Below are 26,256 nucleotides of genomic sequence, written 5' to 3'. Positions count from 1 at the left end.
TCCAATCTAACTGAATGGTAGCACAATCCGCTATCTGCTTGCCAGCTTGTCGGCCGATCAGACGGTTCCGGCCACTTTTCTCCTGCTCATGGAAAAAGATACCGCAGCAATCGCAAGGCCGACCGCTACCGTCAAACTAGCAATCCACGGGTTGTACAGAACGGTGGAGGTAGCGTCTACGACGATGCCGCCAAGCCCGGCGCCCACAGCCACTCCCAAATGAAGCACCGAAGTGTTCAGCCCTAGAACCAGATTGGACGATTCGGGAGCCTGTTGAATAAAATACATTTGGATCGCCGGGATGATCAAAGACATGGCGAACATCCAAATGAGCAGCAGCGCCACCCCGGCAACGAGATAGGAGCTGAGCAGAGGCAGCAAGAAGAGCGATACGGCCAGCACCGTCAAGCCGAATGAGATCACTTTGGAAGTGCCCCAAGCGTCCGCAAGCGTTCCGCCTGCGCGAGTGCCCAGCACGCCGGCAATCCCGAGAGCAAACATCGTTAAGCCGGTATAGGAAGCGTTCATATGAAGAATTTGCTGCAGGTACGGCGCCAAATACGTATTCATCATGGAGCTGCTCGATGTAAACAGCAACGATAACCCTAGCCCGCTGACGATAACGGAGCTGCCGAGCACATGGAATTGCTTTCGGAAAGGAACCGGTGCATCTCCTGCAATTTGCGGCAGCAGCCGGATCGTCCCGAGCAGAAGAAGGAACGTAATGACGCCCAGCGCGGCAAAAATGGTCTGCCAGCTCCACCATTTGGCTACGGTGACGCCGATAGGCGCGCCCAGTACCAAAGCGGCGCTGAATCCCATGGCAACCATGCCGATCGCCCGGCCCGTTTTCTCCGGCGAGACCAGCTTGGCGACCGAGCTGAAGGCAACGACGGTGTATACGCCGCCGCTCAAGCCGAGCATAATGCGGGACGCCATCAAGGCGGCAAAGCTGGTGCTTGCGTAGGACGCCAGGCTGCCCAGGATGAACATCGCGAGAGCGCCGATCAGAAGATGCTTGCGCCGTACACGGGACGTTAGAGTAACGATAATAGGGGTGCCGATAGCAAAAGAGAGCGAAAAGGCGGTTATGATTTGTCCGGCGAGGGCAATGGAAATATGCAAATCATCTGCGATAACAGGGAGAATGCCGATGACGATAAGCTCCGCGACCCCTGTCACGAAAGCTCCTAAGGTAAGAAGATATACAGCAAGACGGTTCATAGGTATCTGTCCTTTCCTGTCGATAAGATAGGGAGTACTCCGTTGATTGACATTATAAACAGCCGAGTTACATAATGTAAGAAGGCAAAGTATTTGGACATTATCCTGATAAATGGACTTACTAACGAAATGTAAGTGAGGTGGCGAATATGAAGCAACAACGGGATAACGAAACGGATTCGAAATCGAGCATTTGCGAAGTGCTGGAAATTCTCGGAGCGAAGTGGGCGTTTCTGGTGATCGCTGAACTGGCCAAAGGACCGAGGCGATTCAAGCAGCTGCAGCGGGATGTTGTTGTTATCAAGACGCAGTCGTTAACGGATACGCTGAGGCATTTGGAGCATACGGGGGTCGTGCACCGGGAGGTATATCCAACCGTCCCTGTCACCGTGGAATATTCATTGACGGAGAAGGGAATGGATTTTCAGGCGGCCTTGCGGGAAATGGATAAATGGGTCATGAAGTGGGGGAATAAGCAAGCGGGCAGCACCTCTTGATGCTCTTTCGTAGCATAGCCATTAAAAAAAGGAGCAGCTGCCCCGGCGGTCTGCTCCTTTCTATATGAACTTCAGCTTCCATATAGTTGTCGGCTCTAGGATTGTAATCCAGCAGATCTTCTAATGGGCCCGAAGCTACTCGCTAGGGCCTGTTTGCTGCTGCTTTTTCCGAAAATCCCGCGGCGTTGCGCCGACCAGCTGCTTGAACGTTTGGCCGAAATAGGAAAAGCTGTTGAAGCCGACGTTGACGGAAATTTCCGATATGGGCAGCTCGGTATGAACAAGCATTCGTTTCGCATGGTGGATTCTTGTCTGCAGCAAAAACTCCGTAATGGTAATTCCGATCGTTTTTTTGAATAAATGGCACAAGTAATACTGGTTCAAATACAGCTCTTGGGATATTTGCTCCAGCGTCAACGGTTCCGCGAAATGATTGGAAATAAATTTGACCGCTTGCTCCACCTTCGGATTGACTCCGCGATGGCTGGCCACCCGGTCTTCATTGACGGAATCGTTCGATAAGAACCGGCTAAGCTCCAGCAGCAGCTCGCTTAAATAGATGCGAATCGCCAGCAGATGATCCAGGGAGCGGCTCGTATATTCCTCATGCAGCCGGTCCAGCAAGTACTGGCAGCGGCTCATTCTTTCTTCGTTCAGCCTCATATGCCGGCGGTTCAGTCCTTGTCGAAAAATATCCAGCAAAATATCTCTGGATTGGCTATCCATCAGCTCGGGGAGAAAATGGAGGACGCTGCGTGTATTCGGCTTTTCGATTTTGGGCGAGCTTTTGTGAGACTCATGGGCGCTGATAAGGATCAAATCGTTTCCTTCCAGCGGATAAATGTGATCCTCGATCAGGAAGCAGCCGCTGCCTTCATGGAAAAAATACACTTCGAACCCTTCATGCGAGTGGAAATCCATATAGAAATTCGTTTCCGTTTCTTTGTACTTCATCGAAAGCGGAAGATCCTTCAGCTGACTGTTTATGAAATCGTCCGTCCGTATGACTGGGCTAGCTTGCATGTCCATTCACCATCCTCGTTGTAAAAAGCGCTTACATTTAATGTACTCCTCCTTCAGAAGAAACACAATCCTCTTTAGGGTTCTTTTTTTCTAGCGAGAAAACAACAGCAATTTTGTTATATTTTTAAACAATGGAGAGAGAGAAAGGAGCTTGCCTTTTTCCTTATAATTTAATGGCAATCGAGGATGCAGGGATATGTTATTTCAATTCGATAATGGAATATAGGGAAGACGCGAAAGGAAGGGACAAGGACATCATGTTGAAATCGGCTCTTTGGCAAGGGACTGCGGCAGAGGAAGTGAAGGAGGCCGCAGGCAGGGTTTACCGCAGGATGATCGGCTCCGATACACAAGACTGGGGCATGAATATGAACCAATGGGACTGGACGCCAGGCGTGGGCCTGATCGCCATTCTTCATTATGCCGAAGCTTTGGGGGAGAAGGATGCGATAAGGTATTTGGAGAATTGGATCGAGAGAAACAAGGAAAAGGCGGCGCACGCCAAAGTCATTAATTCCATGGCTCCCTACGGCGTATTTCCTGAACTGTACCGGCGCACGAACCGCGATTATTACCTGGAAACGGCAGGGGACATCGCCGAATGGATGGTTCACGAGGCTCCCCGTACCCGGGAGGGTGCGTTCGAGCATACGGTGACGGAGAAGGCCAGCTTTCCGGAGCAAGTGTGGGCGGATACGATCTTTATGGCCGTCTTGTTTCTGGCAAGACAAGCGTCTTTGACCAAGCGTACGGATCTCGCGCAGGAAGCGCTTCGCCAGGTTGAGCTTCATTTCCGCTTGCTGCAGGATGGGGAGACGGGCGTATTATACCATGGCTGGGACTGCACGTCGGGCAATCATATGTCTGCAGCCCGATGGACGCGGGCCAACGCTTGGATCGTCATCGGATTCCCGCTTATTGTCAAGGAGCTGAAGCAAGTGGCGGAAGTACCGTCTGAGCTGCTGGAGCGGTACAGGGTGCTTGTGGACGGCCTCCTCCAATACCGGAATGCACGGGGCTTGTGGCATACGGTTATGGACCGCAGCGAATTTTATGAGGAAACCTCAGGCAGTGCAGGAATCGCAGCCGGAATCCTGTGTGCCGTGCGTTTGGGCTTGCTCGATACGGGCTACGTGGAGGAAGCGGCCGCAACATGCCGGGCGGTTCTTAGCATGATCGACACGGACGGCACGGTGCTCGGGGTGTCGGGAGGTACGCCGGTCATGAAGACCATTGAGGATTATAACCGGATTCCGTTGATCGCATCGCTGTACGGCCAAGGGCTAACTTTGATGATGCTTGCCGAATGGATTCAAGCGGACCCGCAATAGCACGTGCTTCATCCGCTCCAAGCCGCCGTGTCTATAAGAACGCGGGCGCGATGCTTTATAATAAGAGCGTCAACGATTTTTTCGGCCATAGGTGGCCGTTACCATAAAGTACCGCAAATCAAGCTAATGCAAGGGGGCTGAACTACTAATGCAGGAAACGATTGAGGCTGCGATTCGAAAAGAACTGAAGCCGACGCTGCAAGTACGGCAGTTTATAGCAGTCGTATTGGAGCTGTTGAATCAGGGAACGCCGGAGGGAGACAAAGAAGCGCTGCTGCGTCTGAAATTGCTTACAGAGGCATGGAACCAGGACCGGTCCGGACGGATGCCGGAGCAGGAAAACGCCCCCTCTTCAGCCCCTCTGTCGGCTCATACGGGCTCTTCGATCCGGCAGACGATGATGAGCTGCTTTTTCTCGCAAGGCAACTACTTCAAGGCGTTCAGCGAGCTTGCGAGCCGGGGGCTGATCGAGGAGACGTTTTGGCATTCGGCGGCAAGCCTCGCGCAGGATATTTTGAGGCCGGCGGAGCGGGATGCGAACAACCGCTCCTTCTTTTTCGCCATAGGGATGGCGCTTGCGTCCGGGCTGTTTCCGGCGCTGCCGGAGGCCAAGGGCTGGAGCCACTACGCCGAAGGCGTGTGGAATGACTGGTACGGCCCGGGCGATTGCTATGAGCCGGGATATGTAGCGCACAATATTATGCAGGTGATCGAGCTGGGGCTTATTCTCGGCAAAGCGGAGGAGCTCCGGAGCGACAAGGCGCTCGCAGCATATCGCCGCTACCGCGATCACATCAGTCCGTCAGGGCTTGCCATTCAGCCGGGCGACGGCGGCACCCAGGCAGCGTATGTTGATGCGCTTGCCTTGATGGCAAAAGTAACGGGCGACGGTACGTTCCTATGGGCGGAGCAGCAAGCATTTTTGGCCGGTGAATACGGGGGCTACTATAATGCGGTGCGGGGGCGTATTCCGGCGGAAGAAGCCGAGCAATCGCTGGAAGCCAGATTCGCACAGAATCATTTCGAGGGGATCAAGCCGGAACTGCCGGACACCGGAAGCGAGGTTCAGACGATGTACCCCGCTACCTATCGTATACCGGACCGGCTGCTGCTGTCGCCTTCCAAGAAGGAAGGAAAGCCGTACGCCGCATTCTACATCAACGACAGGATGGAAACGCTGCATCATGCCCACGAGGATAACCGGGGAGATTTGTACCATTATGAAGTGAACGGTGTGATGGTGCTGCAGCGCTCCGGATGGCACAAATGGGCAGGACAAAGCAACACGCTCGTCGTAGGCGATGCCCTCTCGGAGTTTCCTTTCAATTATACGCAGGGACTGCTGTCGGGCCGTTGGTACAAGGCGTCCTCGAATCTCCGTCTGCTTCGCGACTTTATGGCGTCGGACCGGTACGAGCAGCTGTACCGGACCCCCGAAGGATTCCGGCATACCGGAGTTCCTGTCGAGGGCGACGAGACGATGATGCCGCTGCCGCATTTTTTCCGGGACAAGGAAAGTCCGTATGGCGTATTTCTGTGCAATCCGGAAGGGATGGCCGGGAAGAACGAGAGCCTGAAGCTTGAAAGCTTCACCATTTCGCTGAACACGTTCCTGAGAGGCGGTAACCACTCGTTCCCGAAAAGCTTGGAATGGTACAGGGATTACAGGGAGGTCGCCCCGGCAGACGGACCCGTCGAGATGCTGATCCGGAACATTCATTTGGGAGGCCCCGCAGGCAAAAGAATGCTGGTCGATCTACGCGAATTCGCGGAGTACCTGGAGGTGGCGTTCTACGAGGACGGCAAAAAAGGGACCATACAGGAAAAGCGGATTCTAACGCCGGAAGAGGTGCGGGAACGCGTCAGCCTTACGTTCGATGAGCTGTCCGGTGCCCCGGCTCTCAAGATCGTATGCCATCCGGGCCGCACGGATTTGACCTGGAGAGGCTTCGGCGGCGAGAGCATTCACTTGACGGAGCAATACCAGCGCATCGGCTTTGATTATTTGTACATCAGCGACGCAAGAGATTTCTTGCGCACGCCGGTCCGATTGTTCGTGAACGGCATGACGTGCCGCAGCATGTATGTGGACGGACAGCAAGGAGGCGTGCTGAAGGATGCGAGAGCAGAACAGCGCGGGGAAGACAGCTTCGGCTCCATGGAATACGAAGGTGTGTATACGTTCGATTCTCACTGGAAACGCCAGACCGTACTGACGCAGGAAGGCTATTTGCTTGTTGTCGACCGGTTCCTGCCGGGAGCGGAAGCGGACAGGATGACGGGAGGACCGGTATGGCAGGTGAAGGATCCGTTACAGCAGGGTCTGTTCTGGTTCGATTCTGCAGCCGACAGGCAGCATAATACCAACGTGCTCGTGTATTTCCATCCGCAGCGGGGACATCAATACGGCGCCAAGTTTCAGCCGAAGCTGTGGAACGACCAGGGCTATGCCCTATATGACAGGACGGTGTTCACAGCCGGCAGGGAGGAAGTATTCGTATCCGTCATCCTGCCCCATGACAGCGCTCTGTCCGGCTCCGACGTGAGCGGGAAGAAGCACTTTCATTCGCTCGCCGTCAACCGCGGGGAAGAGAACAAAGGCGTTGCGACCGAAATTAGACCGGATGGAACAGCGGTAGTGGAGCTGCTTCCTACGGAGAAATGGAAGCCGGGCCGAATCCGTATTTCAGTTCAGGCGGACGGCGGCTGGAGCGTAGAACGGTAGCGGTAACTTATAGCGCTCGGTTGTCTCTGTAAGTCTGTTGTGTGAACATGGCAATCGATGTTCCTGACGTATGTTTGCGTAACGCAATGGGGTGATGTTTACAGCTACAAGAACTCGGACAACGAAATCGCATATCATGAAAAACCTTGCTGCAACGCCTCCTTTGGGAGGCTGGCAGCAAGGCTTTTTGTGCTTTGGAAAGGTGTAAGCCAAACTGAAGGTGCGGCGGAGCCAAGACGCCTGCTGGCTTACTCCGTCGCCGCCAATTCAGGCGGAACTCGGCGCGGGCTCAGCTGCTCGAACGCGTAGGCGAGCCGGATCAGCGACGGCTCGGAGAAGGCGCCGCCGGTAAACATGACGCCGAACGGCTTGCCGTCCCGGAGATAGCCTCCGGGAACCGCTATAGACGGATAGCCGGCTTTGGCGGCAATTTCTTCTCCGCTGTCGTGGGGGAACAGCAGCGCATCCAGGCGATGCTCCTTCAGCACACGATCGATTCCTTCGGTGCGGGACAGCCGGATATCTTTCAACCGGTCCATAATATATTGCGGCTCGGTCAGCGTACCCGACTTGCTCTCGGCATAAACGAGAATCTTTTGCCCGTAGGCTAACGCCTTGTCGGCATGCGCCTCATTAAAGGCGATGAGCTCCTTCAGAGAGTGAACGGGCTGATCCAGCGGCAGCTTGCTCAAATAAGCGTTCAAATCGGCTTTGAACTCATGGACAAGCACGCTGGAGTGGAGCAGGGACAGCTCCCCGGCCGACGGGATGTCGGCCGGATCGATGAGCACGGCTCCGGCATCGGCGATTTCCCGGAGCAGCTCCTCAAACAATATTTGCTCCTCTTCGGAGAGCGAATCGTGGAATACCCGGCGCGGGATGCCGATCCGCGCCCCCTGCAACCCGGCGCGATCCAGCTGCGCCGCATAGTCGGGCTGCTCCATGCCGATGGAGCAGCCGGTGACGGGATCGCGCGGGTCGTGACCGCGCATCACGCCGAGCAGCAGAGCGGCGTCGGCGACGGTGCGGGCCATGGGACCCGCGGTGTCCTGGCTGTGCGCCAGCGGAATGATGCCGCTGCGGCTGATAAGCCCGACCGTCGGCTTGATGCCGACGATCGATTGGTACACGGCCGGGCACAGTATCGAGCCCGACGTTTCGGTGCCGACGGCAGCCGCCGTGAAGCTGGCGGCGACCGCGGCCGCAGAGCCCGTACTGGACCCGCCGGCATAGAAGCGGCCGGGTCCGTACGGATTCAGCACTTGGCCTCCCCGGGAGCTGTAGCCGCCGGGCATGCCTTCGGTCATGAAGTTGGCCCACTCTGTCATGTTGGCCTTCCCCAGAATCACCGCTCCGGCTTCCCGAAGCCGGGTGACGAGGAACGCGTCACGCTGGGCGTAATGGTTCGCCAATGCAATCGAGCCGGCACTCGTGTGCATCCGGTCGGCCGTGTCGATGTTGTCCTTCAGCAGCACGGGGACTCCGTGCAAAGGGCCGAGGGCAGCGCCCCTCAGCCTAGCCGCATCGGCTGCTTCGGCCTGGTGCAGCGCATCGGCGTTCAGCTCTAGCACCGAGTTGATCCTCGGTCCTTGCCGGTCATGGAGGGCGATTCGCTCCATATAGCGCTGGACAAGCTCGAAGGAGGAGGTCTCGCCGCGCTCCATCGCTTGCTGCATGCCGGTTATGGTCGCTTCTTCGATTCGTATCATAGGGACACTCTGCCTCTCTGCTCCGCTGGAGCTTTCTTCTTTCTTTCTATTTTGTTGGAGGAATCCAGCCGATGCAAGATTGTAAATGATTAAAATCAATATATTCCCAATTGTTTTTAGAATTTGTTGAGTATTTTTTTGCTATAATCGAGAAGTACACTGGAAACAGAACCAATTTACTACATAGAGGCGCAGATCAGATCATGAAAAAACCGACCGCAACGATGCTTAGTATGCTTTTTATTTTTTTGGCCATTGTTCTGTTTTTTCTATACCAATGGCTGAATCCAGCCGCCACTTATCCTGCTGCTGTCCAAGGACAGCTGGATGCAAGAGGCTGGGATTTCGCCAAGCAAGGAATCATCCCGCTGAGAGGGGAGTGGGAATTTTATCCGGACAAGCTGCTGCAGCCGGCCGATTTCAAGAACAACCCGGCACTGCAGTCCGAGAAGCGGCTTTTGCAGGTTCCTCATGGGTGGAAGGGAGTGGTCGCAACCGATGGCAGGGACGGCTACGGAGTCGGCACTTACCGGCTGCTCATTCAGGTAGATAAAACGGACATTTATGCCCTCCGTTCCAAAAAAGTGCGGATGTCCAGCCATATTTACTTAAACGGCACAGATCTTGGGGGCAATGGCCGGACATCGCTAGACAAAGAAGGCTTTGTAGCCAGCAATTTGCCTTTCTTTGGAGCGGAGAAGGCTGAATCGGGCACGGTTGAGCTCATTATTCAAGTTGCCAGCTTTAATTATATTGCAGGCGGCTTGGTCCAGGCTCCCGAGTTCGGGTCCTATCAGGCTGTGACCGATCGTGCAGACAACTCCAAGCTTGCCGATATGGTGCAAATTTCAGCCATGCTGCTGTTCGCCCTGTTCTACGGCGGCATGTTCAGGCGCTGGCGCCAGGATCCGCATTTGATGTATTTCAGCTTGTTTTGCTTGGCAACGGGATTGTTTTTTACTGTCGACAATGAGATTTTGCTCTCCACCTTGTTCCCGTCGATCTCCTTTGTCATGATTCAAAAAATCGTGTTTGTCTCGGTTTACCTTTCGTTCCTGTGGTTCAATTATTATATTTTTACCTATTTGGGTGAAAAGGAAAATACGCTGTTCGTATGGATCCGACGGCTTACCTATGTCTACTTAATCGTCATCATTCTCCCTAACGATCATCTGGCGTACACGCTGGTATTGAATTTAACGCTGCAAACGGCGGCATTCATCAATATTTTTTTGATGCTGATCCGCAGCCGGAACAAGGGAGTTCCCGGTACGGGATATTTGGCTCTAGGGGTGTTTTTTCTTATTGCCAGTTGGATTTTCGCACAAATCCGCTATGAGCTGGCGCTGGACAACCCGTATTTCATGATCGTTACTCCGCTGCTGCTTGTGTTCTCCCAAGCGTTCTTGATGTCGAACCGAATGCAGCAGGCGTTCTACAAGAACGAGAAATTATCACAGCAGCTGCTCGAATATGACCGGCAAAAAGACGAGTTTTTGGCCAAAACGTCGCATGAGCTCCGGACGCCGCTTCACGGGCTCATTAATCTGTCGCAGTCCATCCTCGATGACCGGGGCAGAGGGCTGCAATCCGAGTATAAGGAAAATGTGAGACTAATGAATCTGATCAGCCGCAGGCTGGCGGGGCTCGTTCACGACATTTTGGATATGTCGCTCATTAAACACGGGCAGCTTCGCATCCATCAAACCGCGGTTGACTTGCGGATGACGGTCCGTTTTGTGCTCGATACGCTATCCATTACACCGATGAACAAGCAGGTTCAGATGGTTAACGAGCTGGCCGCCGATCTTCCTCTTGTCCATGCCGATGAGAACCGGCTGAAGCAAATTTTGCACAATTTGATTGAAAACGGCTTGAAATTTACGGACAAAGGCAGTGTCCGCGTAACGGCGGAGCTCAGAGCCAATGAAATTGCGGTTTCCGTCATCGACTCGGGGATAGGCATACCGCCGGAGCGTATCGAGGCGATATTCGAGCCATTCGAGCATTATTCGGAGACGGGGGCACAGTCGCGGAGCGGTATCGGGCTCGGACTCAGCATTACGAAGCAGCTCGTGGAGCTGCAGGGAGGGACGCTTGAGGTCCATTCGGAGGTCGGAAGCGGTACCCGCTTCACATTTACATTGCCCGTCGCAGAAGGGGCTGCCCGCACGGACTCGGATCTAGATGACGCTGCTGAACCTGTTAACGGGTTGGCGTACACAGTCCAATCGGCCAGCGAGGAAGGTGACGAATTCACCGTACTCATTGTCGATGATGAGCCGTCGAATGTAAAAGTGCTGATCGATGCAGTCACATCCTTGAAGTTCGGCTACACGGCGGTATACAGCGGAAAAGAAGCGATAGAGCTGCTGAACCGGCATTTTCAGCCGGATCTGGTGCTGCTGGATTTGATGATGCCCGGCGTGTCCGGCTTGGACGTGTGCGGGGAAATCCGGCGCAAGCACGGCTTGGCGGAGCTTCCGGTTCTGATGCTTACGGCATCCGGTCAAAAAGGGGACGTCATTGCGGCATTTGCCGCCGGTGCTAACGATATCCTGCAAAAGCCGTTCGAATTGGAGGTGCTCAAGGCGAGAATGCAGTCGCTGCTTTCCATGAAACGATCCTCGGAATACGCTGTACGGCGGGAGATCGATTATTTGCAGGCGCAGATTACGCCGCATTTTCTGTACAACAGCTTGAATGCGCTGGTCGGTCTCAGCTATAAGGATACGGACAGGCTGAGGGAGATGATTCATCATCTGACCACGTATTTAAGAGGAAAGTTTACGCTCACCTTCCAAAGCCAGCTCGTCTCGTTTGATAGAGAAATGGAGCTGGTGAAAGCTTACCTGGCTATCGAACAGCTTCGCTTCGGAAGCAGGCTGCAGGTCAAGTACACTATCGAACCGGATCTTCACTGCATGATGCCTCCGCTCCTTCTCCAGCCGCTCGTGGAAAATGCAGTCCGCCACGGCATAGGGCAGAAGCCTAATGGCGGGACGGTCGAAATCCGTGCTTGCCGGGTTCCCGGCGGTGTGGAATTTACGGTCGAGGACGACGGCATAGGGATGGGAGAGGAGCTGCTCTTCAAGCTTAACGAGGATCAAGGAAGCGGTGTCGGTACCGGCAATGTGAACCGTCGGTTGAAAATGCTCTACAACCAGACATTGCGAATCGACAGCGAGCCGGACCGTGGAACGATCATCACATTTTATTTACCGGAGGAATCGGATGCTTAAGGCCGTATTAATAGATGATGAAGAAATTGCTTTGGACGTACTGGAAATTGTGCTGCAGGAGGTCGGCGGCGTATCCGTAGAAGGCAAGTTTTTCCGGGTGGACGAAGCGTTGGCTTATTTGGAGCATTCTGCCGTCGATTTAATCTTTCTCGATATCGAAATGCCCGGAATGAACGGGCTTGCGGTAGCCGAGCGGTTGTCGCAGCGGTGGCCCGGCATGCAGATTATTTTCGTGACGGCTTATCAGGAGTATGCGGTAGAAGCCTTCGAAGTGAACGCGTTCGGTTACCTGCTGAAGCCGGTGTCCAAGGAGCGGCTGGCCAAAACATTGGACCGGTACCGTAACCAATACCAAAATCATAATGGGATATCCCGGGCTGGCCAAGCCGTAGGTATCGCCGCTGAAAAGCTTCATACGGAGGAGCCGGAGCGCCGATTATTTTTGAATGCGCTGGGTAGCATGGAGCTATACGACAGCCATCGCAAGCTGGTGACATGGCGGACGAAAAAGGCGAAGGAAATGTTCGCCTACTTGTGGCATTATAATGGAACGCCTGTACAGCGCGACCGGATTCTGGACGATTTGTGGCCGGAGCTGCCCTTCGACCGCGCGCAGGCGCTGCTTCATACAACGCTGTATCATGTGCGCAATACGCTGAAGCAGGCCGGATTTCCCGATATGATCGTGTATGGGGATGAGCGCTATTGGATGAAGACGGAATACACCGTGAGCGATACGGAGCACATCACCAGGCTGATTCAATCGCAAGAGACGGATGTAGGGACCGTGGAGCAAATTATTGGAATGTACCGGGGCGATTATTTTGAAGCGGAGCATTATATTTGGGCGGAAGTCCGGCGCAGCGAGCTGCGCTCGTGCTATCTGACGAGTCTCGACCGGCTGCTGGGATACATGGACAGAGCGAGACGGGAAGAAATTTTGCGTAAGATGATCAAGCTGGAGCCTTATACGGAAGCTTATTATAAGCTGCTTCTGCAGGATTTGAAGTCTGCGGGGAATACGTCTGCTGCTCAGACGCTAAAGGGGCAGATGGTGCAAAAATTTCAAAGTGAGCTCGGGATTGAGCTTGCATTGGACTGATTTTTACATACTTGCTGAAGCCTGGCGGAGCAGTTGCCGTCAGGTTTTTTTTCTTTTTTTGTAAATGAGGACAAAGTCCTAGTGATTAAAGAAGAATGGATAGTGGTTTTGGGGTATTTTGTACTAATTTGACGAAGATGTTCAGAATTTGTTAAGACCTTTAGATCTAAAATGGCAGTAAACAGGGTAAATGGGGGTAGCCGTGGAGAAATTTGGAATATGGTGTCGAATGAGCAAGGTGAATTGGAGCTGTATAGTATTTCAACATGTTTAGGATGGGGGAGAACGATGTATAAGAAGTGGCTAAGGAGCCGTTGGATTGCCGTTGCTTTAACGCTGAGCATGCTGTTTTCAATGCTGCCTCAGCTGGGAGTAAGCTCTGTGCAGGCCGCTGGCGGCGATTTGGAAGTAAGGTTTGGCGCAGGGACGAGGATAGGAAATGAAACGTTCGCTGCGGACAATGCTTTTCTCAATTTTTACAACAACCAGACGCCGGGCTTTGCGCAGACAGAGACGGATAAAGATGCGAACTATGACTGGGCGAGCGGACATGTTCTCCCGAAAAACGATGATGGCTTAACAGTACAATTTCAAATTAAAGTTGCAGACAACCCAGCTCTCCGTGCGCTTGCGCAGAGCAAGGATGCCGAAGTATTTGTCGGTTGGGATAAACTGGATTACGATGAGGATTGCATTTTAGCATGGTGCAAGACAAGGGTTACTTCGGCATCCATTACCGTAGACGGTCAAGAATTGTCGGGAAGCTCTCACGGAGGAGATACGTTTTACCGAAGCATGACCAAACAGATCAAGGATAATTCGGTGATCAATATCTCCGTGTGGGTGGAAGGAGAAGGTGCAGGCGCATACGGAATTTTTATCAAGTTCCAGGATAAGCATCGGCCAGTACTGGAAAATTATACGTTCAGAGGCAACGGGGCGGAAAGAACAAACGGAATCATTAATCAAGAAGAGCTGTATGCCAAACAAAACGAATACATAAGCCTTGCCTACAATTTCAACGAGCCGGTTAAGCCGACCGCGTTGAGCTCAGCGTTCTACGAGCATTTTCTCAAGCACCCATTGTTCGTGAACCCGGACGGGACCGGATTGCCGGCGGCCGGACAGCAGCAATATATGCAGAATACAAGCTTTGCTCCCGGAGATTTCAGCTTAGGCTATTTCGATGCTCCGCTGAGACAAAGCATTGAATACAAATACATAACGACAAAGTATCATCATAGCGGAAACCTTCCGCTGGAGCCTAAAATAACCGGTACTGCATCTGGGGCGCCAATCGATCAAACGTTGGAGCAAAAGCTTAAAGGAGCGGTGCTCGCGGATGCGGCGGGTAACGTTGCCGTGATCGACAGTAACAAGTTCATTAAGGTTAGCGATTCGAGCAACAATCATTTGAAAGGCAAGACGGTCAACCCCTTCGATTACAACCATGGCGGTTATCGGGTTATCGTGGATGCGGTAGCGCCCAAATATTCGAAGACGGGTAACGGAATTCAGCCGGAGATTTTAACCGGGGTCGTGTTGAGCAAAGACGACCATACGCTCGAGTTCACGGTCCAATTAACCGAAGAAGCGGTGGTTAAGTCAGAATGGAAGAATGAAGAGGAGCAGACGTTTCTGCTGTTCAACAATGGAATGAAGGCCTACTATGACTCCGGATTCAATTCATCCAAGCTAACTTTCAAGACGAATGTTAAAGACGTCGAGAAATGGCTAGAAACTCCGCTTCTTAAAGTCATCTCTTTGTCTCATGATTTGAAGAATCCAGCAGACTCCGACACGAGTGTCATTCAGGATTATGCCGGAAATATGCTGATCCAGCCGGCCAATTTCGAAGGCATTCATGTAGATGGTGATGAATCGAACGTCAATTCCAAAATCGATTGGGCGAAGCTATCGGTTGACTACACGAAACCATGGATCGCTTATCGGTATGAAGCGGGAGGGGCGACCGACGCAACCTACCGGAGAAACGGGAAAGTAACGATCGATGCGAACGATCCGCCTCTGATCATCCCGCCTCTTGATCCGTCGCCTGATCGTGGGGCGGAGCGGCCAAGCAAGGGCATTTACCGTCCTTCCAATATGACGGGAGAAGCATCGCCGGCGGTCGGCCTTGTGTACTACTATTGGAGCCGCAATCCGGAGGATCCGTTCGCTTCTGTGAGCGAGCATAACTTTGCAGCCGTTAAGCGCTATGCTCTTGCCGGGAAGCAGCCTGAAGAAGAACTGTACCCGAAATCAAAATTCGGGGGGATGCAGCTCAAGGTCGTCAATAACAAGACGAACATGATTGCTCCACCGGCCGAAGCGTTGACCGATGAGGGAAGCGGTGTATGGTATTTGCATACGTGGACGGCGGATATGACCTGGGATTCGGCGAGAGAGCTGATGCAGCATAAGAAAAAGGATGAGTACGTTACAAACCATCCTGATGAATACGAGCGTTGGAAAAATGAAGCAGCAGGGTCGGAAGCCGACAAGGAATTTTATGCGACCAATAAAGCTTTGGCGGCAGTTGGAGATTACGGTAATTTGGACGAGTGGACGTTCGATAATTACAAACAAAACGATTCGAACTGGGCATACAATGTTGCCTCCATCAAGCTGGACAATCGCGCGCCGGTCATTACGATAGACGTCAATAATGCGCAAGACAAGAAGACAGGTAATGTCAAGGTTCCAGTAACGATCGTGGACGAGCACAGCGGCGTTCAGGCAGGCAGCAGCAGCGGTTCAAGCCAATTAGCCTACCAATGGGTGAAGAAGGGCGAGGAGCTGCAAGAGATTGAATGGAAAACGGCGGAGTTTGCCGGCAATGGCGTCACTCTAGCCACTCAAAATGACATTATGGAGGATGGCATCTACGCTTTAGCCATCAAGGCTGCGGACCAAGCAGGAAACGAACGGGTAGTGAAATCGGAGGAAGCGATCGAGGTCGATTCGACCAACCGTGTCGTCGGACAGCTATCTGACGCGAATCCGGAATTTGTTCAAAGCCACGATATTGAGTTCCACCTGCAAGGTCTTGCCCCGGCAACCGTTACCTTCGCCGCATACGGGAAGAGCGTAACCGAAGCGACCTATAAATCCAAAGGGCTGGTTACGAACGCCGTCTACGGAGGGATATCCGTGACAAGCTCAGCCTACGGCATGCTGGGGTCGCTCGTCACTAACGTAGGATACGCATTCAGCGGCAGCGTCGCCCGTCCGGGGGATGGAGCCTATACTCCTCTTGTATTGCAGCAGATCAATCCGGCCAACGGGGAGCTGCTTTACCGCATTCCTGCGGACCGGACGAAGAACGGCGAGCAGTTTGTCCATATCCGCGTGATGGAGTCGGATGGGCGGCAGCATTATTTTACGAAAATGTATAAATTCGATAATTTGCCTCCCGCAGTTACGTTCAGTAAAAGCGGCGTGGAATATCCGCTGGCAAAACAGACGGTAACGATAGCAATTGAAGATACTACTAAAAATGTTCCGCTGAGACAGTACCAATGGGTAAAAGCAGGGATGCCGGAACCGGATGAACAGTCGGCAGGCTGGGTGGATATTCCGGCAAATGGCGAAGTCGGGATTGATAATAACGGGTTGCAACCGGGAGAAACGGCGGACTACCGCTTGTTTGTGAAAGCCGTCGACGGAGCCAATAATAGCGTTGTAGTAAGAACGACAGGCATATTTAAAGTATCCAAGGCTGGTCCGGGAACTCCCGCTGCTGATGCCGAAGCGGCATTGATCTATTTGTACGGGGACGCACAGGACGGATATACGGCGATTATGAAGCTGAATCTCGACAGGGAGGATAAGAACGGATACGAATATTCCCTTTCTGCCGACAATGGCATAAGCTGGGTCAAATGGCACCCATACACAAATTTTACCTCGATGAAAGTTCCGACGAACAAAGCTGCGGAGCTGCATATTCAGGTGAAATATAGAGCGCCTGGCGGTGCCATAGGGAAGCCAGCGGCGTTGGATACGAGCAACGTCAAATTGGGGATCGAGCCGGTTTATGCGTTGGCGGCAGTAAGCTCCAAACCGGCGAATCCACAGACGGGAGTCGATATAGATATTACGGTACCGATTGGAATCAAAATCGTTCCGTCCGATGTAAACCCGTCTCCACCAATTCGAAGCGGAAACAGGTTTAATGTGAAGGAGAATGGTTTTTATTCCTTCGACCTTACAGATGCGTCCGATATATCGAGGAAAGATACGCTGTATGTTTCTATCGGCAATATAGACACGACCGAACCCAATGGAACGGTGACCAATATGCGTCCGGCTACGACGAACGGCAACGTGTCTGTGATGCTGGAGGATCTATCCGAGCCAGTGACGATTACGAACAATAACGGCAAGGCGGTCTATACGTTCGAAAATAACGGATCGTTTGCCTTTGAATTCTCGGATGAAGCAGGCAACAAGGGAACGGCGGAAATTACCGTAAGCAATATCGATAAGGAAGAACCGGATGTTAAAATCGTTCGTTCCTATGCTTACGGGGAGAATTACAGCCAGACGTTCGAAACGATAAAGGATGAGAACGGCAGCATACTGTATTCCTCGGGAGTGACGCTTGAAGTGCAAAAGGCGAACGCACAGGCCAAAGATTTCGTCGTGCTCAGCGGCAAATCGGTTATTACAATGGAGGAAAACGGCGTAGCATCCTTTGTGGTGTCCGACCGGTTAGGCAATACGTCCGTTGTAAGAGAGGAAGTGACCAACATTATTTCCGCTGCGCCGGTTCCTGAGTCCGTCACATATACATTCGTTGATGAAAAAGGGAATCCGCTGCCGGAAGAACGGATCGTCACGATTGACGGAAAGAAATATGCGCGTGGGCAAGTTCAAGTGTCTGTAAGCGGCAAGACGAAGTCGCCGAATAAGGTATTCTCCGGCATGGCGCCAATCATGCAGAACGGAGCTTATACGAATCAAATTAGCGCTCCGGACGGTACGTACTCCTATTCGAGAGTGTACTCGGCCGACGGCTCTACCATGCTCGCGATTTCGGATTTGCTTGGAAATATTAAGAAAGTGCCGGTAACGATTGCGGGCTTGGATAATAAGGCACCGGAGATCGCGTTGAATACGGCTGCAGTAAGTATCGTGCAAAACAAGCCTGATTTTGATTTCGGCAAAGATTTGGGCGGCTACACGGTGTCCGACAATGTATCGAAGCCGGAACAAATCCGGGTGGAGATCAGCGGTCTCGACTTGACGAAGCTCGGGCGCCAGCGCGTGACGTATACGGCGTTCGATCAGGTCGGCAATATGGCCACAGCGTACCAGGATGTTGTCGTTGTAAGTGCTGAAGGCATGCTGATTTTTGCCGACGATGTACTTATTTCGGGCGGCAGCACTGAGTCCGCATTGTTTGACCACAATACGCTCGACTTCCATATTACGAAATACAACCTGATGGATGTGGAGGGCTGGTCCCAGGTGAATGAGTGGGGAACTTATGATGTGCTGTACTACTCGGGTTTGTATCGTGAAGGTCAAATGAAGTACATTGCCGAGAAGCTCACTTACGATGAATTGGTGAACAAGCAATTTGCCATTGAATTCGATAAAGTCGGCTGGTACACCATGATTGTCCGTACTCAGGAACGGGAGCGCGAATACGCCATGTTCTTCATAGGTAATGTCGATTAATCCGCAGTAAAAAACAGGTAAGGGAGCGTCATTGCTCCCTTACCGAATGAGCAAAGGATAGGAGGTACGAATGTGAAGCTTGTCAGAAAAACGGCGGCCTTATGCCTCGCGTTTCTATTGATATGGACCTCAATGACTGGAATTACGTCGGCCTTGGCGAATGCAGCAAGCGCACCTGAGGTAACGGAGCTGCAAAACGATTTTATCAAGGTGACGGTAGATAATGCCACAGGCCGGTTCGGCATCCGGACCATCGAAGGGCAGCCGATCCGCAAGAAGGACCAGAATGTGAATCTGCTGTTCGGCGGGGACGACCCGGAAACGTCCTTCACGACGTTCCGCATCGACGGTACCGATTATATATTCGGCAATCCGTATAAGTTTGCACCGGGTTTTTTCTCGGAAATTACGGAGCCACGAATCGTTAACAATACGAACGGTACAAAACAGATCGAGACCGTCTGGTCCATAAAAGGCGTGTATATTAAACAGATCATTATGCTGTATGCCTCGGCGTCAGACAAGAAGAACGCGGGGAATGTCAACGTCCGCTATGAGGTAAACAATCGAAGCGGCGCTCAGGTCGAGCTGGGCTCGCGGATTTTGCTGGATACGATGGTTGCAGGCAATGACGGACCGCAGTTCCAGATCGGAACAGCGTACAAAGCGCCTCTGACTGTAGAAAGAACGTTGGTTCACGACCCGGAGAATAACCCCGATATTTCCGAGGAAGACCGGGCGTACTATAAAATTCCGCCTTATTGGGTGATGAGAGACAAGCTCGATTTGACCAATCCGCTTGCCACGAATGTCATTGCCTACGGCTTTAACAACTTTGCGGAAAACAACGTCCACATCGTGGACAAAATGATCGTAGGCCATTGGAACGGCTTGGCCAATACGAAATGGGATTACAAGCCTAACGGCAACCTTGACTTTACAAGAGATACGAACGATTACGGCAGTGCGGATTCCGCTGTAGCTTTTTATTGGGAGCCGGAGGCTCTGCCGAATCAAGGGGTGCAATCGTTTGAAACGGTGTACGGCTTGGGCGAAATCATAGAGCCGGACAAGATTTTCTCAATCCGTTATATGGATCCGGTTCAGCAGCTGGCGACGCTGGAGGACGGCAGCGCTTATGTTGACGAGGGAGTATTCGATATTACGGCGGAGATCGAGAATCTGGATATGTTCCATATGGAGCATACCAACATCGAAGTGGAAATGACGCTGGAGAGCGGGCTGAGCTTCGTCAAGCTGGACGAGAAGGGCGGTATCGTACGAACCCCTGACGGGAAAGTGGCGACGGAAGCTTATCGCAGCAAGAAGCTGGAGTTCCGCAAAACGGCGACGCCGGAGGAAGCGGCTCAAGGAATCAAGCCCAAGTACAAGCCCGGCGATTATGTAACGGCTTCCTACAAGGTGCTGGCCAAAGGAAGACCGTGGCCGACGACCAAAGAATACATTTTGACGGCAAAAAGTCCGGAAACCCAAGCGAAGCTGGACGGGGTTGAGGATGAAGGAATCAAGGCTCAGTATGAGTCGAGCAAAGCAAACTTTATTTTGCTGCCACCCGTTGGGCAAGCTGCAGCTACGTACGCCTACGGGATGTCACCCAAGGAGCTGTACAGCAGCGATGTGAAATATGTGACGGTCAACCTTACGAACATCGACGCTTACAATACGGGGAATCAGAACGGCGACCCGAACTTTGATCTGTATTTACGAAACAAGATGAGCGGCGAACGGTATAAAGTACCGGTCAAAAGCTCGGTCATTTTGCAGCCGACCGACGACGGCTTTTCGGGAGATATGCGGATCACTTACCGTGGCGGCGCGTTGGTCGATTCAACGGGAAAAGTAATTCAAGACGGACTCGGACCGGAGCTGCCTCTTGGCGAATATCAAGTGGAAATTGATTACAAGGGAGATACCGGAGGCGACGAGGACATCGCAGCGCTGTACGATATTACGACGGCACAGACCTTCCTTGTAACGGACAATGAAGAGTCGCGGATCCGCGAAGCGGGCATATTGGCGATTTACAAGCAAATGGTCGATTTGAGTCATGCTCCGATATCGCTGAATGGAAAGCTGCTGGAAGAGATTAACGAAGCGTATCCGAGAGAGCCTTTCAAAGCAGGCACCGATTTGTTCAGTGTCGTAACGGCTTATAAGGATCTTAAGCAGTATGTCGGTATGGCGAGTAAGGCCGTCGATCCGAACTTTGATCTTTCGGAATATTTGGGCGAAGAAGCATTGGCAGAGACGCCTGCTTATAATTACCGGATGTTTGCTTCCGACGAAGAGATGGAAGAGTTTTTCGAGGATGAGGACCGCGAGCAGCTGGTTGTCGTGCGCGGGATGATCAAAGAAGTTGGCACCGGCAATGATATGCAGGTGATCGTCGATACGAAGACCGAGCCGGCGATCATTAACGATTCGGTTGCTTACAAGGGCAAAGATATGGTGTTTGTCCGGGGCAAGCTCGACCTGTTCGGCTCGCAGCAGCGGATGAACGGATATACAATACCGTTTTTTGACACTTTGTTCGTCAAGGGAGACGGAAAGCTGAGTGTGGCGAACAGCGGATTTGTATTCCATCAAGGAGAATGGACGCTGGACTTCTTCAACGGCTTCGATAAGTCGCTTGGTGAAGGCTACGTCATCGAGAACGAAACGTTCCCGGACAGCGGGGACAATGAGGAGGACGACAGTCTGAACGGCTCGATCAGCTGGGCGGTAGGATCGCTCGGTGACAGGCTGAATCCGATGCGTCAGCTTATGATTCCTCATGTTTATTTCAACAAGCACAGCTTGTTTGCACCGCCGAACTTTATTTTTTCCGGATTCGGTTTTTCCTTCAACGATTTTATTTTACGCGAGGGCGGCATTTCCTTCGGCGGTAAAATCTCCATGAAAGTCGTGGAGGCGGAAGTACGCAACGTTATTTTTAACGATAAGGGATTCGTCGGCGTTGACGCCGGATTGAAGTTCGATTTGAACGAGGAGCTGGGACTGTTCGAGCCCAAAGACAAGAAGCCCGAAGGCGAAGCGGAGAAGGAAGACGGACCGAAAAAGCCGAGCGGGGAAATCAACATCGTTCATTATGTTCAACCGGTCGAGGGTGTATCGAACCGATATGGACTGAAATTCGATGCACAGCTGAAAAATATGCTCGAAATCAAGGCGGAGCTTTCCTTGAAAAAGGTGGACGACGGCCGTATTTTGCCTGACGTTATCGCGTTCGGTACGACACTCGGCAAGCCGGGCGTGCTCGTTACCGGGGCTACGTACTTGACCGCCGTTCGCGGGGCTGTACGTGAGCTGGCCGATACCATCGCAGGCGGCACGAAGGACGATCCGTTCCCTCTGGTCATTCAGGCGGGAGTCAGCACGAGATTCGGTATTGCACCGGCGTATCATTTTGGCGACATCGATTTGACGCTGAAGCGTACGGGCATTGCCCTGCAAGGCAAAATGGATTTCTCCACCGTTCCAGAGCCAGAGGATGGTCAGTTAATGGAAATGATCAGCATGGCGCTGCTGGAAGCGCAGTGGGTCACTCCATGGTTCGTCCGTGTAGAAGCGGAAGTGAATATCGGCGGCTGGAATATCATCATGGGGAAAGCCGGCATATTCGTCGGACAAAATCTGGAGAAGAAGCGGACCGACTTCGAGGGATATATCGGCGCGAGACTGCAAATTCCGAACGATGTGCCTGTGGTAGGCGGCATGCCGCTTTCGAGCGTGTTCCTCGGGGTTAACAACGATAAGCTGTGGGGCAGCATCGGGATTTTGTTCATATCCTTGGGAATCACCTACTATTGGGGCGGCGGAGTCGAATTCGGCACCTCGGATGAGAATTTGCCGGATGGATTAGTTCATTTGCTGATCGAGGATCCGGAGCGCGGGCCAAAGCTGCTCGTCATCGGGCAAGGGATGCAGACGGTAGCCACGTCTTGGATCGATTCCGAACAAGCCAGCCATGAAATCGAGTATCACAAAGTCGATGAAGGCATGAGTGTGATGAGCTCGGGCGTTATGAGTGCCGGTATCGGCGGCATCACGTCCAAGAACAGTGGCAGAGTGCACGAAATTCCTATGACTGGCGTTTCCGGCAATGCGATCGTTGAAGTGGAATATACGGAGAATGACGTGCCCGCACTTGCTATGAAGGACGCGTCAGGCATGTCGTATCCGATCGTTTTCGACAACACGAATACGAATCCTTCGGCCAATGCGTTTACGCAGTTTTTGCCGGCTTCAAGCAATGAGAAGGATCAAGTTGATGTAAGAAAAGCATATATCATTATCCCGCACGAGCAGACGAAAAAAGGAGGCAACTGGACGCTGACCTCGGCATCGTCGATAGAAACCCGTTTGATGAACATTCCGATGGCACCGAAGCTGAAGGATGTTCGTCTTGAGAAAAGCAGCTCAAACGTTAACGAGTTCCAAGCGTCATGGACCGTAGACAATGCAAAACCGGGGGACAAGATCAATCTGTTTCTTGCCAAAGATGCTGTTACAAACGACACGACGAAGCTTGAAAACGGGCAGGATGTACTGCAACCGGGCGATCCGGGTCTGCTCATTGCCAAAGATGTGGCTGTGGGCGAAGCAACCGGCGGTGCAGCAAGCGGCAGTATAACAATAGATGTAACGAATGTGGAGCTGCTTGGCGGTAAGGAAGACATTCGAGGCTTGCTGCAGCAGGGTGACTATTATTTGCGTGCCGAGCTGAAGTCGGACAATACGTTCGATACGAAGACATCGGCGGAGAAGTTCGAAATCATCGATCCGCTTGCTCCTCAGGAAGTAAGTGATGTCGAGATTGAGCCTGCGGGCAATGGCTTGTTCGCACTCTCCTTCAAGCCGTCGCCGAAGAAGGCGGGGCAGGAGCAGTTCGAGCACAGCTACAAAATTGAAGCTCTGCAGGAACGGGACGGCCGTCTGGATATATACCGGAACTTTGGGGATACGCTGTTGACCGAGAAGGAGCTGGAAAAGAACTGGAATCCGGCTACTGGCAAATATGAGGGCATTCTTGTGGGAGGCTGGACAGCGATGTCGACCTCGAACGAGATTCATACAAACAGCCTGGAAGGCCAAACCGTTGACACTGAGAACGTAAAATATACGGGACTGCAGGTCGGTCAGGAATATGTACTGGGAGTTTCCGCCACAGTCAAAGCAACAAAGGAAGCTGACAAAAACGAAAATTACCATTTTGCAGCCAGAGCGGACAGTGTGAAGAAGCTGCTGCCGATACCGGTCAAGCCGAGCTTGTCCGCATCCAAGGAAGGACCATATGCGTCCCATATGGAAGTGCTGACGAACCAGGCGAAGCAGTCGATTGAATTGTTCTCGGATCAGCAGGATATGGAATTGGAAGCATTCTATTCCGATCAATCGCTCGGCAAAGTAAGCTTCGTTAATGAAGACGGAGGCAGTCGCGGGACGTTGGAGCTGGATAAGTTCGATGTCGACGGGCCTTATGCGATTGAGTTGAAAGCCAGAAATAAGAAGACGAAAGATATGTCATTAACCATGCTCTATTTGACCGTCGATAAGATCGCTCCGACATTGTATATCGACGAGCCGTTAACCGGACAGCGTACGAGCAGCGGCAAAGTACAGGTGGCCGGAAAAACGTCCAACGATGCAAGTGTAACGATTCAGGAAGCCGTAATGAAGGACGGACAAAAGCAAGTGGTGAAGGAAACACCGCTTACGGTATCGGACAACGGAAGCTTCCAAGGGCAAGTGGAACTGGTATCCGCTGCAAGTCCTGAATCAGAGCTGACGTTCGTCGCCCGGGACAAGGCAGGTAATGGCAATAAAGCTGTCGTCTCGGTAACGAACGACCAGTTCGAAGTGCCGGTAGCGCTCGTCCTGAAAAAGATGGACTCTTTAGAGCCGGGGGAACAAAAAGCTATTGAGGCGTCGCTCCGCTATCCGGACGGCAAGGACGCGGCAGGAAAGCCGAAATTCAAAGAGCTTCCTCTCAGCGCCGAGGACCGCAGCAAATTGAGCTTTACCGTGTATGCGGGAGATACGGTCAAGCTGGATAACGAGCAGGTCTTAGCCACAGCAGAAGGGTCGAACATCATTCAAGCGGAATACCATGTGTCCGATAATGTTACGCTCCAATCAATGATGGTCGTATCCGCAGCGGGTAGAATGGAGAGCATCACCGCCCATACGGAGCAAATCATTGGCAAAAGGGGAATAACCAAGGTCGTCGTAACAGCGGCTGGAGATATGACCGATCAAGAATTGGCTTACAAGGTCTTTTCCCAAAATACAGCTGTCACGATGCCAACGTACAAGCAGAGTTTAATTGATTGGAATGTACTTCCAAATAATGGCGAGGTTGCGGCTGTGTCCGGCGATACGGTAGTTGTCGCCAAAAGAACTGTAGACCGAAGCAAGCAGGCTATGGCTGTCATCTCCAAGCCTTTGACCGCCAACGTATTCAAAGGATCAAGCGGAGGTGGAGGCGGTGGCGGCTTCATCAGCTTGCCGGTAGGATCCGAAGGCGTCACGGTCAACGACAAGTCTCTGATTGTAGATAAAGTCAACAATAAAGTAACGGCGCTTGTTACGGCAAAAGATGTGGAAGCGGCCGGCAGCGGCGACATCACGATTGCATCGCAGGATGGAACAGTTGAAAGCTTCACGTTCCGGGTAGAGCAGGAAGCAATGAAGCAGCTTGTTGCTGCCAACAAAAGCATCATCCTAAACGTGCCTCTGGCCAAATTGGTCATTACGCCGGATATGATTGCGGGAATGGACCGTGAGCTGGAAATCATGATCGGCCGCAACAGCGATGACGCGAAGCAAGCATTACGCGATATGGCGGTTGAGGTGGAAGGCACCCTTCTTGCAGAAGGCGAAGGCGTATCGTTGGAAACGAACATACCGGCTGTCAATCAGCATTCGTATCTTCGAGTGACCGTACCGGTATATGCTGACGGCATGACCGCGGTCGTACTGCGAGACCCGAACGGCCAATGGACGACATTGCCATGGAAGCAGGCTTCGGCAGCAGGACAACAAACGTATGCCGATGTGAAATGGACAGGACAGGGCAATCTGATGTTCATCCGCAGCAGCAAATCGTTCGGTGATGTGGAGGACGGCTTCTGGGGCAAAACGAGCATCGATCAAGCTTCAGGCAAATTGTTCGTGCTGGGCCGCAGCGACGGGAAGTTCGAGCCGGACAGCAAGGTGACTAGAGCAGAGTATCCTACAATGCTGCTTCGGGTTGCCGGGATGATGAATAAGAAGGCGGACGCGAATTTTGCCGATGTGGAAAAAGCCGATTGGTATTACCGCAGTGTCGCCGTTGCAGCACAGCTCGGTATCGTTAACGGCTTTGGCGACGGCTCCTACGGACCGGATGCCACGCTGTCCAGGGTGGAAGCGATGACGATGATCGGCCGCATGTTGGACGTCCTAGGACTAAGCAATGACATCGGCGATGAAGAAGTGAATCGGATTCTTGAAGCATACAGCGACGATGAATCGATCCCGGATTGGGCTAGAAAGCCGGTAGCACTCAGCATCAAAAACGGCATCATCGAAGGAGAGAACGGAGTCATCCATCCGAACGATGCGTTGACAAGGTCACAGGCAGCTGCGATAGCGGTTAGACTGGACCGGTGGATAATGGAGCATTAATGGTTGCGGACCCGCACGAATCGCGA

At 52.5% G+C, this 26,256-nt stretch carries 10 protein-coding genes; 7 read left to right on the top strand and 3 right to left on the bottom strand.

Translation table 11 applies throughout. The annotated features are described in order from the left end of the window. Nucleotides 1–57 precede the first annotated feature (57 nt). The gene (locus DVH26_RS29860) at nucleotides 58–1,182 is read right to left on the bottom strand and encodes an MFS transporter (RefSeq protein WP_239628616.1); all 1,125 of its coding nucleotides are present in this window, start codon (nucleotides 1,180–1,182) and stop codon (nucleotides 58–60) included. Between the two features lie 191 nt (nucleotides 1,183–1,373). Here DVH26_RS29860 and DVH26_RS29855 point away from each other — a divergent pair, with 191 nt between their 5' ends. Continuing rightward, on the top strand, nucleotides 1,374–1,721 hold the full coding sequence (locus tag DVH26_RS29855; protein ID WP_239628614.1) for a winged helix-turn-helix transcriptional regulator: 348 nt from the start codon (nucleotides 1,374–1,376) through the stop codon (nucleotides 1,719–1,721). 135 nt (nucleotides 1,722–1,856) lie between these two features. On the opposite strand, the gene DVH26_RS29850 is transcribed toward DVH26_RS29855, so the two are convergent. After that, nucleotides 1,857–2,744, bottom strand: coding sequence for an AraC family transcriptional regulator (locus tag DVH26_RS29850; RefSeq protein WP_239628612.1), 888 nt, complete (start codon nucleotides 2,742–2,744; stop codon nucleotides 1,857–1,859). Nucleotides 2,745–3,001: 257 nt separating this feature from the next. Between DVH26_RS29850 and DVH26_RS29845 the strand changes: the two genes are divergently transcribed. Together DVH26_RS29845 and DVH26_RS29840 are read left to right on the top strand one after the other, a co-directional pair. Beyond that, entirely contained in the window at nucleotides 3,002–4,075 is a 1,074-nt protein-coding gene (locus tag DVH26_RS29845; RefSeq protein ID WP_239628610.1) for a glycoside hydrolase family 88/105 protein, read from the top strand. Between the two features lie 148 nt (nucleotides 4,076–4,223). After that, the gene (locus DVH26_RS29840; protein WP_239628607.1) at nucleotides 4,224–6,800 is read left to right on the top strand and encodes a hypothetical protein; all 2,577 of its coding nucleotides are present in this window, start codon (nucleotides 4,224–4,226) and stop codon (nucleotides 6,798–6,800) included. Between the two features lie 248 nt (nucleotides 6,801–7,048). Here the strand turns inward: DVH26_RS29840 and DVH26_RS29835 are convergent, their stop codons facing one another. After that, entirely contained in the window at nucleotides 7,049–8,509 is a 1,461-nt protein-coding gene (locus DVH26_RS29835) for an amidase family protein (protein WP_239628605.1), read from the bottom strand. A gap of 203 nt (nucleotides 8,510–8,712) precedes the next feature. Between DVH26_RS29835 and DVH26_RS29830 the strand changes: the two genes are divergently transcribed. From DVH26_RS29830 to DVH26_RS29815, 4 genes are all read left to right on the top strand, one after another. Beyond that, complete coding sequence (locus DVH26_RS29830; protein ID WP_239628602.1) at nucleotides 8,713–11,751, top strand: hybrid sensor histidine kinase/response regulator; 3,039 nt, start codon at nucleotides 8,713–8,715, stop codon at nucleotides 11,749–11,751. Further along, entirely contained in the window at nucleotides 11,744–12,853 is a 1,110-nt protein-coding gene (locus DVH26_RS29825; protein WP_239628599.1) for a response regulator, read from the top strand. The genes DVH26_RS29830 and DVH26_RS29825 overlap by 8 nt, the downstream gene beginning before the upstream one ends. A 288-nt stretch (nucleotides 12,854–13,141) precedes the next feature. Continuing rightward, nucleotides 13,142–18,541, top strand: a complete 5,400-nt coding sequence (locus DVH26_RS29820) for a hypothetical protein (RefSeq protein ID WP_239628597.1) — start codon at nucleotides 13,142–13,144, stop codon at nucleotides 18,539–18,541. Between the two features lie 72 nt (nucleotides 18,542–18,613). After that, entirely contained in the window at nucleotides 18,614–26,230 is a 7,617-nt protein-coding gene (locus tag DVH26_RS29815; protein ID WP_239628594.1) for an S-layer homology domain-containing protein, read from the top strand. The last annotated feature ends 26 nt before the right edge of the window (nucleotides 26,231–26,256 follow it).

The sequence above is a fragment of the Paenibacillus sp. H1-7 genome, assembly GCF_022354825.1.
Lineage (GTDB): Bacteria > Bacillota > Bacilli > Paenibacillales > NBRC-103111 > Paenibacillus_S.
This window is presented reverse-complemented; position numbering and strand designations above follow the sequence as displayed.